This window comes from Streptosporangium sp. NPDC004379, from assembly GCF_042873875.1.
In the GTDB taxonomy this organism is placed as follows: Bacteria; Actinomycetota; Actinomycetes; order Streptosporangiales; family Streptosporangiaceae; genus Streptosporangium.
Genome location: NZ_JBIAMC010000002.1, coordinates 66489 through 82296 on the forward strand (window position 1 = coordinate 66489; position 15808 = coordinate 82296).

At 74.1% G+C, this 15808-nt stretch carries 14 protein-coding genes; 6 read left to right on the forward strand and 8 right to left on the reverse strand.

Annotated features, from left to right (window positions below):
• Positions 1 to 28: 28 nt before the first annotated feature.
• Together ACFYSC_RS04370 and ACFYSC_RS04375 are read right to left on the reverse strand one after the other, a co-directional pair.
• Positions 29 to 3073, reverse strand: coding sequence for a hypothetical protein (locus ACFYSC_RS04370; RefSeq protein ID WP_389956496.1), 3045 nt, complete (start codon positions 3071 to 3073; stop codon positions 29 to 31).
• Positions 3074 to 3496: 423 nt separating this feature from the next.
• Positions 3497 to 4438: a CoA ester lyase gene (locus tag ACFYSC_RS04375; RefSeq protein WP_362939232.1), complete on the reverse strand. Its 942-nt coding sequence runs from the start codon at positions 4436 to 4438 to the stop codon at positions 3497 to 3499.
• Positions 4439 to 4600: 162 nt separating this feature from the next.
• Between ACFYSC_RS04375 and ACFYSC_RS04380 the strand changes: the two genes are divergently transcribed.
• Together ACFYSC_RS04380 and ACFYSC_RS04385 are read left to right on the forward strand one after the other, a co-directional pair.
• Positions 4601 to 5170, forward strand: coding sequence for a biotin transporter BioY (locus ACFYSC_RS04380; protein ID WP_389956498.1), 570 nt, complete (start codon positions 4601 to 4603; stop codon positions 5168 to 5170).
• Positions 5171 to 5272: 102 nt separating this feature from the next.
• On the forward strand, positions 5273 to 5638 hold the full coding sequence (locus ACFYSC_RS04385) for a hypothetical protein (protein WP_389956501.1): 366 nt from the start codon (positions 5273 to 5275) through the stop codon (positions 5636 to 5638).
• A 161-nt stretch (positions 5639 to 5799) separates the two neighbouring features.
• Here ACFYSC_RS04385 and ACFYSC_RS04390 read toward each other — a convergent pair whose 3' ends face one another.
• A complete protein-coding gene (locus ACFYSC_RS04390) occupies positions 5800 to 6744 on the reverse strand; it encodes a DMT family transporter (protein ID WP_389956504.1) in 945 nt (314 codons plus the stop codon).
• Between the two features lie 131 nt (positions 6745 to 6875).
• On the opposite strand from ACFYSC_RS04390, the gene ACFYSC_RS04395 reads away from it, so the two are divergent.
• Both ACFYSC_RS04395 and ACFYSC_RS04400 read left to right on the forward strand, forming a co-directional pair.
• Positions 6876 to 8120 (forward strand): magnesium transporter MgtE N-terminal domain-containing protein, encoded by a 1245-nt coding sequence (locus tag ACFYSC_RS04395; RefSeq protein ID WP_389956507.1) that lies wholly within the window; start codon positions 6876 to 6878, stop codon positions 8118 to 8120.
• Complete coding sequence (locus ACFYSC_RS04400; RefSeq protein ID WP_389956510.1) at positions 8113 to 8574, forward strand: DUF1003 domain-containing protein; 462 nt, start codon at positions 8113 to 8115, stop codon at positions 8572 to 8574. The genes ACFYSC_RS04395 and ACFYSC_RS04400 overlap by 8 nt, the downstream gene beginning before the upstream one ends.
• Positions 8575 to 8692: 118 nt before the next feature.
• Here the strand turns inward: ACFYSC_RS04400 and ACFYSC_RS04405 are convergent, their stop codons facing one another.
• Positions 8693 to 9241 (reverse strand): MarR family winged helix-turn-helix transcriptional regulator, encoded by a 549-nt coding sequence (locus ACFYSC_RS04405; protein ID WP_389956513.1) that lies wholly within the window; start codon positions 9239 to 9241, stop codon positions 8693 to 8695.
• Between the two features lie 268 nt (positions 9242 to 9509).
• Here ACFYSC_RS04405 and ACFYSC_RS04410 point away from each other — a divergent pair, with 268 nt between their 5' ends.
• Positions 9510 to 10652: a P-loop NTPase gene (locus tag ACFYSC_RS04410; RefSeq protein ID WP_362939210.1), complete on the forward strand. Its 1143-nt coding sequence runs from the start codon at positions 9510 to 9512 to the stop codon at positions 10650 to 10652.
• A gap of 210 nt (positions 10653 to 10862) precedes the next feature.
• Here the strand turns inward: ACFYSC_RS04410 and ACFYSC_RS04415 are convergent, their stop codons facing one another.
• The 4 genes from ACFYSC_RS04415 to sigE form a co-directional block, all read right to left on the reverse strand.
• Entirely contained in the window at positions 10863 to 11237 is a 375-nt protein-coding gene (locus ACFYSC_RS04415) for a sec-independent translocase (protein WP_389956516.1), read from the reverse strand.
• 106 nt (positions 11238 to 11343) lie between these two features.
• A complete protein-coding gene (locus ACFYSC_RS04420) occupies positions 11344 to 13107 on the reverse strand; it encodes a trypsin-like peptidase domain-containing protein (RefSeq protein ID WP_389956519.1) in 1764 nt (587 codons plus the stop codon).
• 560 nt (positions 13108 to 13667) lie between these two features.
• Positions 13668 to 14192 carry an anti-sigma factor family protein gene (locus ACFYSC_RS04425; RefSeq protein ID WP_389956522.1) on the reverse strand — a complete coding sequence of 175 codons (525 nt, stop codon included), beginning with the start codon at positions 14190 to 14192 and terminating at the stop codon, positions 13668 to 13670.
• Positions 14193 to 14244: 52 nt separating this feature from the next.
• Positions 14245 to 14877, reverse strand: coding sequence for an RNA polymerase sigma factor SigE (gene sigE / locus ACFYSC_RS04430; RefSeq protein WP_389956525.1), 633 nt, complete (start codon positions 14875 to 14877; stop codon positions 14245 to 14247).
• A 192-nt stretch (positions 14878 to 15069) separates the two neighbouring features.
• Between sigE and ACFYSC_RS04435 the strand changes: the two genes are divergently transcribed.
• Positions 15070 to 15720 (forward strand): O-methyltransferase, encoded by a 651-nt coding sequence (locus tag ACFYSC_RS04435; RefSeq protein ID WP_389956528.1) that lies wholly within the window; start codon positions 15070 to 15072, stop codon positions 15718 to 15720.
• The last annotated feature ends 88 nt before the right edge of the window (positions 15721 to 15808 follow it).

The following is a 15808-nucleotide window of genomic DNA, read 5'->3' on the forward strand; positions in this document are numbered from 1 at the left end:
CCCGGACGCCGTACGGCACGGCGGCCGGTCATCGCTCCGGGGCGAGCGTCGAGCGCCACACGGTGAGGTGGTCGGCGTCATAGGTGGTGGAACGGCCCAGCGCCACCACCCGGTCCCCGGCGATCGCGACCGCGCCCAGCCACTGGGCGCCCTCGCCGCTCTGGTTGCCCTGTTCGGGGTCGTGCCGCAGCCAGGTCGCCCCGTCCTCGGAGGTCCAGACCGCGCTGTCGCCGTCACCGGGGACGCCGTCCCAGCCGACCGCCACCACGCCGTCGTCCGTGGCCGCCAGGTCCTGCACGGCGGCGGCCCGGCCGGCCGGGAGCCAGGAGACGCGCCAGGTCGTCCCGTTGTCGGCCGAGACCGCGCCGAAGGGCCGGTCGCCCTGGTCGGTCCGGGCGGAACCGGTCGCGACGATGCTCCCTCCGTGCAGGACGACGTGGCGCAGCCCCGCCGACGTCGCCCCCGGCGGCAGGAACGGTTTGCGCGCGGTCCAGGCGACGCCGTCGGCGGACACCCAGACCACACCGGTCTCGTGCCCGGCGGTGCCGGCGCCGCCGACGGCCACGTAGCCCGTGGAGGTCGCCGAGACGTCGTGCAGCCGCACCCCGCTGCCGCCCGCGGGCAGCTTCTCCGCCCTGGTGTAGCGCTTGAGGTCCGGGGTGAACCACAGCACGGGGACGCTCCCGGCCGGGCCGCGGTCCTCCCCGGCCAGAACGTAGCCCGAGGGCCCGGCGGCCACCGCGTGCGGGGCGAGGAAGTCGTGGTCGGCCGCGGGTGCGAGGGGGCCCGCGATCGGGACCCGCCGCCAGTTCGCGCCACCAGCCGAAGGGCCGCCCGCCGAGGTGAGGAGCAGCGGCTCGGTGGAGGAGGCGTCGGTCATGGTGCCGCCCACGGCCAGCCAGCCGTGCCTGCCCTGCGCGACGTCGGCGAGCGACTGGCGCCGCGGGCCGCCGAGGGCCTGCGCCGGGCCCGCGGCCGTCCAGCTCTGCCCATCGGCGCTGGTCCAGACGCCCGCGTCGCCGGAGGCGGTGCCGACGGCGACGAACCCGCCCTCCCCCGCGGCCACCCGGGCGGTCTCCCGCTCGGCCCTGGCCAGTCCCTCGATCCCGCCCAGCGGGACCGGCGCGGCCCGGCCTCCCCTGGGAGCGGTGATGAGGACCAGCCGGTTGTCCACGTCGGCGGCGCGTTCGTCGCCGCCGACGACGAGCGTTCCGGTGCCGGAGACGGTGACCGCCCGCAGCGAGCCGGGGACCTGCCCGAGGTCGGTGGACCTCGCCCAGTCGTGACCGTCCTTGCTGGTGTAGACGGCGTAGCGTTCGAAGGCCGTCTCGGCGATCGCGGCCACGCCCTGCGGCGAGGAGGTCAGCCGCCGGACGCCGGTGCCGTCGGGGTCCATCCCGGTGATCTTGCCGCACCGGTTCCAGTCGTCGCCCTGTGAGGAGCAGCGGACCTGGACGTCGCCCTTCTCGCCGCGCTGCTGGGCCGGGACGAGCACGAACCCGCCGGCGGAGGCCGCGAGCGTGCCCGGCTCGGGGATGACGCCGTCCAGCTCCGTCCCCGTCCGCAGCCAGGTGCGTCCGCCGTCGGCCGAGCGGAGGATCACCGAGGACGACCGCCCCTGCCCCGGATCACCGAGCGCGACCACGGCCTCTCCCCTGGCCACGACCGCCTTGAGGCCCCGCACCCTGTCCGGGGCGCCGATCTTCGAGGTGTCCACCCTGCTCCAGCCGCGACCGTCGGGCGAAACCCAGGCGACGGCCCCGGCGGTGCCGTCCGGGAGCACGGCCGTGCCGACCGCGACGAAGCCGGAGGACGTCCTGGCCAGCTCCATGATCTTGTCGCCGGTGACGAACGCGCCCGTGCCGGCGGGATCCACCGCGGTCCACTCGTAGCCGTCGGCGCTGGTCCACAGGCCCTGACCGGTGCCGAGGAGGTCGTTGCCCGCGGCCAGCCAGCGGCCGTCGCCGCCCGCCACCGCGCCGACGGCGGTCGGCCCGCCCTGGAAGCCCGCGGGCCCGTTCACCCTGCCGAGCCGCCAGGTCGAGCCGCCGTCGGTGGAGACGAGGAAGAGCGGCCTGGGCACCGGGCTGGTGGTGTCGCTGCCGACGGCCACCACGGTCGAGCCGTCGGCCGCCATGGCGTTGAGCACCTGGCTGGAGCCGGTGCCCCCGGCCTCGGGCTGCGCGACGAAGGCGGAGTCGCCGGAGCCGCTCTCGTCGCCGACCAGCCGCAGCCCGGTGCCGAAGGGGTCGCCGACCCATCCCCACAGCGCCAGGCCCCCTGCGACCGCGACGGCGAGGACCATGACGACCGCGACCGGCACGACCAGGCCGCGCACGCTCCTGCGCCGCGTCGGGCTGGAGCGGCGCACGGCCGAGGGCGGCGGGGAGGAGCGGTGGTGCCGGCCGCCGGCCGGTCCGCGCCTGCCGGGCGGGCCCTGGGCGACCAGCAGGTCGGGCCGGGCCGGGCGGCCTCCCGGGGGACGCCCCACGCGGCGCACCGGCTCGAAGTCGTCGTCGTCGGGTACGGCGTCCGCCCCCGGCGCCTCGAACCCGGGCGCGCCGCCGGGCACCCGCGGCGGGCCGGAGGCCACGAGCATGTCGGGCCGTACGGCGCGACGGGGGGCGGGCCGCGGCGCGGCGTCCCCGTCCTGCTCCCGATCCCGATCCCGATCCCGATCCCGATCCCGCTCCCGATCCCGATCGCGGTCGCGGTCGCGGCCCTCGGGAACGAGGTCCCCGGGAGCGGAGTCCTCGGGGAGGCCGTCGCGGGAGGAGGAGTAGGGGCGGGTGTGCGGGCGGCGACGCTCGCCGCCCAGTCCCTCGGGGCGCGCCCGCAGGGGCTCGTCCTCCTCCGGGACGGGAGCGGAGAACGGCGGGAGCATCCAGGGGGAGGCCAGCGGCACTCCCCGGGGGCCGTCGTCGGAGGGTCCGGGCGGGAAGTGCCGGAGGGTGGGCGGGTAGTCCTCGGGGCGGCGGGGGCCGCCCCCTGGGATCGCGTCGTCACCGGCGCCGTCGTCCGGCGGCCGTTCCGGTGAGCGCGGGTCGTGGGGGCCCGGGACCACGCTCAGCACCTCCTCGCAGGAAGCCCGTCTCGGCCCGGGATCACCCTCCCGGACCGTTCCAGCCGTCTCCGTGACACCCCGCCGCGATTGCCGGCCGGGCGGTGAAACCCACGGGACCTACTCCTACCCCGTTCCGCCTAAACGATCACCTCCGCGGGGCGGCCGGGGCCGGAACCGTACACAGTCCAGAGCAACACGCCGGAGCCACGCTGGCGAGACCTCTCTAGTCAGATTTACATGCGACCCACCAGAAACATCATCTTTTAAGACCGTATTTCCTGAATCTCGGCGGACCGAAAACACCGTCCGCCCGCCCACCTGTCCGCCACGGCCCGCACGCCCCTCCGGCCCGGCCGCCCGGACTCCGGCACCCCGCGCTCCCGCCCGGTCATCCGTACCGCGATCGGGCCCGGTCGGCCGATCCGACCGGGGTCAGGCGGACGGCGGGGTGAACGACGCGGTACGGCCCAGCCCGGCGGCCCGCCCCTTGGCCGCGACCACCAGCGCCATCTTCCGGGACGCCTCGTCGATCATCTCGTCCCCGAGCATGACCGCGCCGCGCCTCTCGACCGTCGTGTAGTACTCGTAGGCGTCGAGGATCAGCTCGGCCCGGTCGTAGTCGTCCTGGGACGGCGAGAACACCTCGTTGGCCGCCTCGACCTGCGTCGGGTGCAGCACCCACTTGCCGTCGAAGCCGAGCGCCGCCGACCGGGCCGCCACCCGGCGGTAGCCGTCCAGGTCCTTGATCGCGAGGTACGGGCCGTCGACGGCCTGCAGGCCGTGCGTGCGGGCCGCCATGAGGATGCGCATCAGGACGTAGTGGTAGGCGTCGCCCTCGGTGTAGCCGGGGGGCTGCTCCCCGACGACCATGGTCCGCATGTTGATCGAGGCCATGAAGTCGGCCGGGCCGAAGACCAGCGTCTCCAGGCGCCGGGAGGCGCCGCCGATGGCGTCCACGTTGACCAGGCCCCGGGCGCTCTCGATCTGGGCCTCGATGCCGATCCGGCCGACCGGCAGCCCGTTCGCCATCTCGATCTGGGTGAGCAGGACGTCCAGCCAGGCCACCTGGGTGGCGTCCTCCACCTTCGGCAGCATCAGGCAGTCGAGGAACTCCCCCGCCCCCTCCACGACCTCGATGACGTCCCGGTAGGTCCACCGGGTGCCCAGGTCGTTGACCCGCACCACCCGTGTCTTGCCCGACCAGTCGCCCTCGCGCAGGGCGGCCACGACGTTCCGGCGCGCCTCCTCCTTGGCCGGCGGCGCGACGGAGTCCTCCAGGTCGAGGAAGACCTCGTCGGCGGGGAGGCCCTGGGCCTTCTCCAGGAAGCGCGGGTTGCTGCCGGGGACCGCGAGACACGAACGTCGGGAGCGCATGGCGACACCGTAACGGGACGCCGCCCACCCCGGCGCGCCGGACCCGGCGCTATGGCTGTCATACAAAGTCTCACCCCCGTTCTTGGCGGTGCCCCCGTGCGCGTCGCGCCGGAGATGTCCGAATAATGAGGAACCAAGCTTCAGCAAAGGGAGACGAGAACGATGGCAAACGCTTCTCCGGCGGTCCGGCCCGCCGTACTGTCCGACCTCATCCCCGGGTCCCGGGTGCGGGACGCCGCGCTCGTCGCCGGCGGAGCGGTCCTGACCGGGCTCGCGGCGCAGCTGACCGTTCCCATGTGGCCCGTCCCGGTCACCGGCCAGACCTTCGCGGTCATGCTCGTCGGCGCGGCCCTCGGCATGAACCGCGCGGCGCTCAGCATGATCCTCTACACCGTCGTCGGCGTCGCGGGCGTGCCGTGGTTCCAGGGCGGCACCGCGGGCTTCGGCGGGGCCACGTTCGGCTACGTCGTCGGCTTCATCGCCGCCGCCGCCCTCGTCGGCAGGCTCGCCGAGCGCGGCGGCGACCGCACCGTCGCCCGCACGGTCGGCACGATGGCCCTCGGCAACCTGGTGATCTACGCCTTCGGCGTGCCGGTGCTGATGGCCGTCACCGGGCTCGGCCTGGGCGGCGCGCTCGCCGCGGGTGTGATCCCGTTCCTGCTCGGCGACGCCGCCAAGATCGCGATCGCGGCCGGTCTGCTCCCGGCGGCCTGGCGGCTCTCCCGCCGCTGACCCGGACGCGAGGACGCGCGGGGCCCGGACGCGAGGACACGCGGGGCCCGGACGCTCTCCCGCCGCCGGGGACGCCGGGCCCGCAGGCCGTACATTCGCCGCATGGGTGTTATCGAAGAGGGCGCCAAGAAGTCGGGGATCCTGTGGCTCTCGCTGGACCGGCCCCGGCTCGCCTGGCACGTCTGGCACGACGGCGCGATCTACGTGGTGACCGGCGGCGGTGAGCAGGACCTTCCCGGCCTGGCCGAGGCCGGGGTGGTCGGGGTGACCCTGCGCAGCAAGGACAACGGGGCCAGGCTGGTCTCCTTCGACGCGGCGGTCGAGGTGGTGGACCAGGGACGCGCCCCGGAGGCGGTGGCCGCGCTGGCCAAGGAGCGGCTCAACGCCGCCGACGGGGCGGGGCTGACGGCCCGCTGGGCCGAGGGTTCCCGGGTGGTACGGCTGACGCCCCGCGAACCGGCCCCCTGACCCGGGACCGGCACGGCGCCGGTCCGGCGGTACGGCCGGCGCCCCGATCCGGGACCGGCACCGCGCCGGCCCCGCGGTACAGCCGGCGCCCGTGAGCCCGCTCCCCGGCCCGCCACGGCTTCCGCCGGGCCGGCCGGGGTCACTCCGGGGCTCCGCGCGGGTCACCCCGCGCGGGCCGGCTCCGGGAGCTCCACCACCGCCTGGGGCAGCTCCCCGGTGACCCGCTGGGCCAGGTAGGCGCCGGTCAGCACGACGACGCCGCCGGCGATCTGGAAGAACCCGAGCGCCTCACCCGCCAGCAGCCAGGCGACCACCGCGCCGATGATGACCTCCAGCGTGCCGACCGTGGAGCCGACCGCGGCCGACAGCCGCCGGATCGCGATGACGCCCAGGATGTAGGCGGCGACCGTGGCGACCGCGATCAGCCAGAGCGCCGCGGCCCACACCGGCAGCGCGAAACCGCCGCCGGCGTCGGTGGTCAGGGTGAACGCCCGCCACGGGATGTCCCACGGCCGGGAGATCGGGACGAGCACCACGGCCGCGCCGAGCAGCCCCCAGGCGATCAGGCCGAGGGGGTCGATGTCGTCGCCGAAGCCGTCGCTGAGCAGGAAGTATCCGGCGCCGCAGGCCGCCGCCCCGAAGGCGAACACCAGGCCCAGCGGATCGAGGGACAGGCCCGTCCACACCTCGACCACGACGGCCAGCCCGGTGACCGCCACCACCGCGCCCAGGTAGGCGGCGCGCGGCAGCCGTACCCGCCGGACGAACCGCACCCAGAGCACGACCAGCACCGGCGAGGTGTACTCGATCAGCAGGGCGATGCCCACCGGCAGCCGGGCGACGGCCGCGAAGTACAGCGACTGCACCCCCGCCACCGCGACCACCGAGTACACCAGGACGAACGGCAGCCGCGAGCGCGGGACGCGCAGCGCCCCCGGCCTGAACAGGGCGAGAACGCCGACGAGCAGCAGGGCGGACCCCGCCATCCGCACCCAGACCGACTCCATCGGCGACAGGCCGCCGCCCGCGAGATACTTGGCCATCGTGCCGGAGAAGGCGAAGGAGCAGGCCGACGCGACCGCTATCGCCAGGGCCGCACGTCTCATGATCAGCCTCCGCGTAATTACCGTTCTAAGCTTTTGATGCTGTCACGACATTCCGGGCCACGGCAAGGGGCCGTCCGAAATGTGAGCGTCGTTTGAACCGGCCCATCCGAAGCGCGACCTACGCTTCAAATGTGAAGATCTTCATCGCGCGCCTGTCCGGGGTCGCGGTCTTCGACCCTGCCGGGGACCGCGTCGGGAGGGTACGGGACGTGGTCGTGTCCATCTCCGGCACGGTCCCGCCGCGCGTGCACGGGCTGGTGGTCGAGGTCCAGGCGCACAGGAGGGTCTTCCTGCCCATCACCAGGGTGCGGGGGTTCGAGGCCGGGGCGGTCGTCTTCGGCGGTCAGATCAACGTGCGGCGGTTCGAGCAGCGGGCCTCGGAGTCCCTGGCCATCGGCGAGATGCTCGACCTGGAGGTGGAGGTCGGCGGGGAGCGGATGACGGTCCTGGACCTCGCCATGGAGGAGACCGGCCGCGGCGAGTGGTCGATCACGAAGGTGGCGGTGGTCCGCGGCGGCCCGCCCCGGGGACTGCGACGGCGGCGCGGCCCGACCAGGATCGTGGACTGGTCCGAGGTCAGGGGGCTCGGCGCGGTGCAGCGCGACCAGGGCGCGGCCAACCTGCTGGTCGCCTTCGAAACGATGCGCGCCGCCGACCTGGCCGGCGCCCTGCACGACCTCCCCGACAAGCGCCGGATCGAGGTGGCCGCGGCCCTCGACGACGTACGGCTCGCCGACGTCCTGGAGGAGATGCCGGAACGCGACCGGATCGGCATCATGAGCCGGCTCAAGCCTGCCCGGGCCGCCGACGTCCTGGAGGAGATGGACCCCGACGACGCCGCCGACCTGCTGCAGGAGCTGCCGCCCGAGGACGCCGAGGCGCTCATGGCGCTCATGGAGCCGGACGAGGCGGCCCCCGTACGGCGGCTGCTGGTCTATCCCGAGGACACCGCGGGCGGCATGATGACGAGCGAGCCGGTCGTGCTCCCGCCGACCGCGACGGTCGCCGAGGCGCTGGCCCACATCCGGCAGCGGGAGATCACCCCGACGGTGGCCGCGCAGGTGTACGTCGCCCGGCCTCCCATCGAGACGCCCACCGGGCGCTACCTCGGCCTGGCCCACTTCCAGCGGCTGCTGCGTGAGCCCCCGTCGGCCCTGCTCGGCGCGGTCATGGACACCTCCATCGACCCGATCAAGCCCGGCTACACGCTGCGCCAGGTGACCTGCTACCTCGCCACCTACAACCTGATGGCGGTGCCGGTGGTGGACGAGGCGGTCCGCCTCGTCGGCGCCGTCACCGTGGACGACGTCCTGGACCACATGCTCCCCGACGACTGGCGGGAGCGGTACCGAGGCCCCGGCGGCGAGCATGACTGACCGGCTCGACCTGCCCAGGGAGACGGGGCCGCGGCTGCGTCCGCAGTACGACCCGGAGACGTTCGGGCGGATGGCCGAGCGGTTCGCCCGGTTCCTCGGCACCGCCCGGTTCCTCGTGTACATGACCGTCTTCGTGACGGTGTGGCTCGCGTGGAACGTCCTCGGGCCGCACGGCTGGCGTTTCGACCCCTACCCGTTCATCTTCCTGACCCTGATGCTGTCGCTCCAGGCCTCCTACGCCGCGCCGCTGATCCTGCTCGCGCAGAACCGGCAGGACGACCGGGACCGCATCCAGAACGAGCTCGACCGGGCCGCCGCCGAGCGCAACCAGGCGGAGGTGGAGTATCTCACCCGGGAGATCGCCGGCCTGCGCCTGGCGCTGGGCGAGGTGGCCACCCGCGACTACATCCGCTCGGAGTTCCAGCGGCTCCAGGACGAGCTGCAGGAGTCCTGACGCGGTGCGTCCGGCACGGACCGGCGTTGTGACACCCCGCCCGGCCGCGCCGTCCCTCACCGGCCGCCTCGGCCCCCGCCCGGCCACGTCGTCCTCCCGGCCGCCTCGCCCGGCCGCGTCACCCCTCGCCGGGCGGCGGTCCGGCGAGCTTGGCGAGCGCGGCCGCGCACCGGCGCAGCTCGCCGTCGTCGAGCGCGCCCAGCAGGTGGGTGCGGACCGCGCGCAGGTAGGTGGGGGTGGCCTCGGCCAGCCGTACGGCGCCGCCGTCGGTGAGGACCGCGAACAGGCCCCGGGCGTCGTCGGGACACGCCTCCCGCTCGACCAGGCCGTCGCGCTGGAGGCGGTCGACGAGCCGGGTCAGGCCGCTGCGCGACAGCAGCACCCGATCGGCCAGGTCGTTCATCCGCAGCCGCCGGTCCGGCGACTCCGCCAGCCTGGTCAGCACGTCGTAGGAGGCCAGGGCCAGGTCGTGCCCCAGCAGCAGCTCGGCCTCCAGCGCCCGGGTGATGCGCGCCTGCGCCCTCTGGAGCATGCGCCAGAGGTCGGCTCCCCCGGGCCCCACGGACCCCTCGGTCCCCATGGACCCCTCGGTCCCCACGGTCCCTTCGGAGCCGCCGGACCCCCCGGAGCCGGTGGCCTCTCTCGGCTCGCCCGCCGTCACGGTCACGGGGTAACCTTAGAACGTTGCACATGCATCTACATAGGGGAATCCCCCGAATTCGGCGCCCGCCGCCGGATCCCGGAATTCCCCGTGGCGACCCCGGGTTCATACCATGGGCCGTGACTTCTCTCCGCTCCCTCCGGGGAGCGGCTCCTCGCCCAGCCGCTGGGTGTCGCGACGCACGGGCACCCGCCCGCACGACCCGCCCGGACGATCATAGACAAGGAGGGACGGCACCCCGTCGCCCCGCGCGACGGCCGCTGCCGACACTTCGATGGCACCTACCCCGGAACTGGTGACGGCCGCCCTCGCGACCGTCAACGATCCCGAGATCCGTCGGCCGATCACCGAACTCGACATGGTCAAAAGCGTCGACATCTCCCCCGACGGGGTGGTGCGTGTCGGGATCTTCCTCACGGTGTCGGGCTGTCCCATGAAGGACACCATCACCCGCGACGTCACCGCCGCGGTCTCCCGGATCGACGGCGTGACCGGCGTCCAGGTGGAGATGGACGTCATGAGCCCCGAGCAGCGCAAGACCCTGCAGACCAAGCTGCGCGGCGCCAAGGGCCCCGAGAAGGAGATCCCCTTCGCCCAGCCCGGCTCGCTGACCCGCGTGTTCGCGGTCGCCTCGGGCAAGGGCGGCGTCGGCAAGTCCTCCGTCACCGTCAACCTCGCCGCCGCCATGGCCGCGAGCGGCCTCAAGGTGGGCGTCGTGGACGCCGACATCTACGGCCACAGCGTGCCGCGTATGCTCGGCGTCTCCGAGCGGCCCACCAAGGTCGAAGACATGATCATGCCGCCGGTGGCGCACGACATGAAGGTCATCTCGGTCGGCATGTTCAAGCCCGAGGGCAACACCCCGGTCGTGTGGCGCGGCCCGATGCTCGACCGGGCGCTGCACCAGTTCCTGGCCGACGTCTACTGGGGCGACCTCGACGTGCTGCTGATGGACCTTCCCCCGGGCACCGGTGACATCGCCATCTCCGTGGCGCAGCGGATGCCGTCGGCGGAGATCCTCGTGGTCACCACCCCGCAGCAGGCCGCCGCCGAGGTCGCCGAGCGCGCCGGGTCCATCGCCGTGCAGACGCACCAGCAGATCGCCGGCGTCATCGAGAACATGTCGTGGCTGCCCTGCCCGCACTGCGACGAGCGGATCGCGGTGTTCGGCGAGGGCGGCGGCCAGACCGTCGCCGACGCGCTCACCCGCACCCTCGGCGCGCGCGTGCCGCTGCTCGGCCAGGTGCCGATCGACATGCGGCTTCGTGAGGGCGGCGACGAGGGCAAACCGCTGGTGCTCAGCGACCCCGACGCCCCGGCCGCCGCCGAGCTGATCCGCATCGCGAACGGCCTGGGCAAGCGGGCCGGCAGCCTGCGGGGCATGCAGCTCGGCATCTCCCCGACCCGGGGCCGCTGACCTGGCGGCCGTGACCGGGTCCCGGGACGGCGCGAGGCCCCGGCCGGTGAGACGGGCCGGGACGGCGCGAGGCCCGCACGGCGACGGCGGAGAAGCCCGGACGACGGAGAAGAGGAGGTGCCCCTTCGGCGGGGGCCCTCCTCTTTTTCTCATATTCACCCTTGCCCGGCCTGCCGGGCAAGGGTGTCCTCCCTCGTCCGGCCTCCCGGGTCAGGTCGCCTCGGAGTCGTACGGCGGGACCTCGCCGTAGCCCAGCTCGCCGTCCGCCGGCGCGTCGTAGGAGCCGGCGGCGACCGGCGTGGCCGTGGCGGTGGCCGCCGCGGCCGCGCCGTTCCAGTCGTCCTCCAGCTCACCGGTGAGGTGCTTGCGGACGAAGTTCTTCGGGTTCAGGTCGGCCGGGTCGAAGTCGGCGAACTCCGGGCCCAGCCCCGTCCGGAGGTCCTGCTTGGCGGTGTTGGCCATCTGCCGCAGGTTGCGCAGCGTGCGGCCGGCCTGGGCGGCGGCCTGCGGAAGCTTCTCCGGGCCGAAGACGAGCAGGCCGATGACCACGAGCGCCACGATCTCAGGCCAGCCGAGTCCGAACACTGTGATCTCCTAACGGGCAACGCCGGGCGGCTCCCGGGGCACACACACCCCGGGAGCTTCCAGACTAATGTCCCCGCGCCCGCGCCCGCACCCGCCGGTGCCCCCTTCAGGAGGGGGTGGGCGAGGGCTGTGCAGTCGCGGCGCCGATGGTCACGACGGCCGTCTTCTCCTGGCCTCCGCGCTGATACTTGACCGTCACCTTCTCGCCGGGCGCCTTGTTGCGGATCACCGCGATCAGCTCGCTGCCGTCCTGGAGCACCGTGCCGTCGACCTCCAGGATGACGTCGCCGGGCTTGAGGCCCGCCTTGTCGGCGGGGCCGTTCGGCTCGACCGGCTGGGCGCCGCGCTCGGCCTCGCTCGCGATGCGGACCCCCGCGCCCTGGTAGGTCTGGTCGATGGTGACGCCGATCCGGGACTTCTTGGCGACGCCGGTGCTGATCAGTTCCTCGGCGACCCGGCGCGCGTGGTTCACCGGGATGGCGAAGCCGAGGCCGATGCTGCCGCTCTGGCCGCCGAGCGACCTGCCGAGCGTGGCGATCGCCGAGTTGACCCCGATGACCTCGCCGTTTCCGTTGACCAGCGGGCCGCCGGAGTTGCCGGGGTTGATCGCGGCGTCGGTCTGGATCGCGCTGAACCAGGTGGTGTCGGAGCTGTTCTCCTCGCCCGCCTGCACCGTGCGGTTGAGCGAGCTGACGATGCCGGAGGTGACGGTGCCGGTCAGGCCGAGCGGGGAGCCGATGGCCACGACCGGGTCTCCGACGACCACGTTGTCGGAGTTGCCGAGCGTGGCCTGGGGGGCGCCGAAGGTGTCGTCGGGCTTGACCACGGCGAGGTCGGACTCGGGGTCGCGGCCGACGATCCGGGCCGGGGTGGACTTGCGGTTGCTGAACTGGATCTGGATCTCACCGCCGTTGGCGGCCCCGGCGACCACGTGGTTGTTGGTCACCACGTAGCCCCCCTTGATCAGGAAGCCCGAGCCGGTGTTCGCGCCCGAGCCGCCGCTGACCGCCAGCGAGACCACGCTGGGCAGGACCCGGGAGGCCACGCCCGCGATCGAGTCCGGCGGCCGGGCCGCGGAGCCGTTCGGAGGCTTGCCCAGGCTGAAGGACGGGTCGGTGCCGGAGGCCGAGGACCGGGTGAGGAGGTAGGTGCCGAGGCTGCCCAGCGTCGAGGCGAGCAGCGCGATCACCACGGCCAGGACGACGAGGGTGCCGGTGCGCGGCCCGCGCCTGCCGCCGGGGGCCGCGCCGCCCACCGGGGGACCGGGGGGCGGGGCCCAGCCGGGACCCATGCCGAACGCGTGCTCCGGCGGGGGAGGCGGGCCCACCGGGGTGGTGAAGATCGCCGTGTCGTGGTGGATCCTGCCCGACGGGTCGCCCCAGCCGCCGCCGGGGCCGGAGCCCTGTCCCGGGTTCCGTGCCGGATCCTGGGCAGGGTTCCACGCCGGATCCTGGCCGGAGTCACGGCCGGGATCCTGAGCGGGGTTCCAGGCCGGGTCCTGACCGGGGTCGCGGCCGGGATCCTGGCCCGGGTGCCGGGCCGGGCCCTGAGCGCCCTCCCCGGGCCGGGCCGCCCACTCGCCGGTCTCCGGCCACCCGGGCCCCTCGGCGGACCCGGGACGCTCGCCGGGATCCTGCTGCCCGTACGGGTCCTGCGGGCCGTACCGGCCCGGCCGACCGGGCTGACCGGGGTCTCCCAGCCGGTTCCAGCCGTCGCCGCGTGGCGGCTCGCCGCCGGGCGGCGGCGCCTCTCCGGCGGGCAGGAAGTCCGGACGAGAGGGTTCGGGGGCGGCCCCCCTGTCGTCGGCGAAGCCCGACGGCGTGCGCCCCTCGGCGTCGTTCGCCTCGTGGGGACGGGTCTCGTCGGTCATCGAATATTCACCACTCCTTGCCTCGCACGAGGCCGCTCACCGGAACGATCCGGCAATCCTCCCCTGAGCGGCATACGAGAGATGTAAAACGTGCCTTCCCGAAGGGATCGGAGCAGAACGGCGGACGGCTCGCGTCCCCCGGGTGGTGCGGCGCCCCGGTCCGGGCCCGTACGGCGCCACCGCTGCGATGTCGGCCATGCCGGCCGGAACGCCCGCGCGGACGGTGTAGACATGACCTCCACTCGCCCAGATCGTCTCCTGCTCGACTGAGTCCCGGATCCAGATCGTATGCCCGTTGCGTCGCCCTACATGCCAGCCATGGAGCTTTTCCCATCAAATCCGGCAAAGGGGATGGAATTCGACGCGCCTCCGTGAGACGCGGTCCCTGACGCGGCGACGCGCCCTCGAACCCGGCGACGCGCCCCCGGGACACCGCGGCGCGGGGGACGTCACGGGGCGTTCCGGACACGGAGGACGCGGCCCGGAACGCGGCGACGCGCCGCCGGGCGGCCCGGGCGGCGCGTCGTCACGGGGCGCGGACGGATCCGGCCCGTTGGGGGTCAGGGGATGGGCGACGGGGTCGGCGTCACCGTACCCGAGGGCGTGGCCTGCCGGTGGTGGTTGGCGAACATGTCGGCCGGCGGCGCGTGCGTGGCCGGGGCGGAGCCGTTCACGGCGAACATCGTGCCGATCGCCACCGCGGCGGAGGCGACGCCCACCGCGACGTAGCCGAACCTCCTGGATCGGCGGACTCCCGGACCGCGGCCGCGCGGCCGGTTGTCCGGCGGGGCCACGCTGTGCATGCTCGGGATCGGCGCGCCGCCGAAGGTCCGCCCGGAGGGAAAGGGCCGCTCGCGCGGCGGCAGCGGGCCGCCGGGCTCGGCCATCCTCAGCAGCGACACGGACAGGTCGGCGGGCACGGCGGGACCGTCCAGGGACCGCAACCGGGTCTTGATCGCCCGCACGGCGTCGACCTCGGCCCGGCAGGCGGCGCAGAAGGCGAGGTGCGACAGGGCGCGGTCGCGCTCGTGGTGGTTCAGCTCACCGTCGACCAGCGCCGAAACGCGTTCTCCAAGATGACTCATGCGCACTCCTTGCCAAGCGGCCAGAGGTGATGCCCGTCACGACTGGGACCGGTCATGCGAACTCCTCCCCGCGGGTGATGGTCGGGGGGAGCTGGTCACCCCTGGGCGCGCGGTGTTCCAGCGCGTCACGCAGCTGTGACCGGCCGCGGTGGATGCGGCTGCGGACGGTGCCGAGCTTCACCCCCAGCGTCGCGGCGATCTCCTCGTAGGAGAGCCCCTCGATGTCGCAGAGGACGACGGCCGCGCGGAACTCCGGCGCGAGCGCGTCGAGCGCCGCCTGGATGTCGGGCTCCAGGTGGGTGTCGTCGTACGCCTGCGCCGGCGACGGCTCACGCCCGCGCAACCGCTCGGCGGCGTCGTCGGCGAGACCCTCGAACCTGATGCGCTGCCTGCGGCGCGCCATGTCGAGGAACAGGTTGGTGGTGATGCGGTGCAGCCAGCCCTCGAAGGTGCCGGGCGTGTAGTTCGACAGGGACCGGAAGACCCGGACGAAGACCTCCTGGGTCAGGTCCTCCGCGTCGTGGACGTTCCCGGTCAGCCGGTACGCCAGCCGGTAGACGCGGGCGGAGTGATTGCGGACCACCTCCTCCCACGTGGGAGGTGTCCATTCGGACACGGGAGCTTCTGCCTGGTGGTTGGGATCCTCCACCGGCACTCCTCTCTCCGGGACCACCGCTATCGCCATAGTGCCTGGTTTCGCCCCTTCATGTGCACTGCCTGTCCTGAGGACCGGCAAAGGCCGCTTAAACCGTGCAACGCACCGGGGGCGACATGAGTTCCCGATCCGGCCCGGCTCCCTTAGGCTGCGACCCAGTGCCTATATGGACTATGGGCCCCACTGCCTGACTGTGTACGGAGAAAGCGGGAGGAGAGGCCGATGGCAGAGTCGCCGACACGTCCGTTGGAGGCCACTCTGGCCTATGCCGACGGGTTCCACACGGAGGACGAGATTCTGCGCACCGCGCGGCAGCGCGGCGCGGAGGTGGGAGCGCCTGCCGTCCCGCCCGGCGGCGGCGCCGCCCTCTGCTTCCTGGCCACGGCCATCAACGCCCGCGCCGTCGTGGAGATCGGCACCGGCTGCGGGGCGTCCGGCCTGTGGTTGCTGCGCGGCATGCGCCGGGACGGCACGCTGACCAGCGTGGACGTGGAGCCGGAGCACCAGCGGCTGGCACGGGAGGTCTTCGCCCAGGCGGGCTTCTCCGGGGGCCGGGTCCGGCTGATCACCGGCCGGGCGCTGGACGTGCTGCCCCGCCTGTCGGACGGCGGCTACGACCTGGTCTTCTGCGACGGCTCCCGGCAGGAGTACGCCGACTACCTGGCCGAGGCGCTGCGCCTGCTGCGCCGCGGCGGCATCGTGGTGTTCGGCGACGCCCTCTTGGGCCACCGGGTCGCCGACCGGACGCAGCGCGACCCGGACACCGTCGCCATACGGGAGCTGGGCAAGCTCGTGCAGTCCGACGAACGGCTGCGCCCGCTGATGATCCCCCTCGGCGACGGCGTCCTGGCCGCCGTCAAGCTCGACGACTAGACGCCGCGCCGCGGGCCCCCGCCACGGCGGAGGCCCGTCGGAGAGGCCCCCCGTGCCGGGGGCCCCCCCCCGGCGGGGGCCCCCCCCC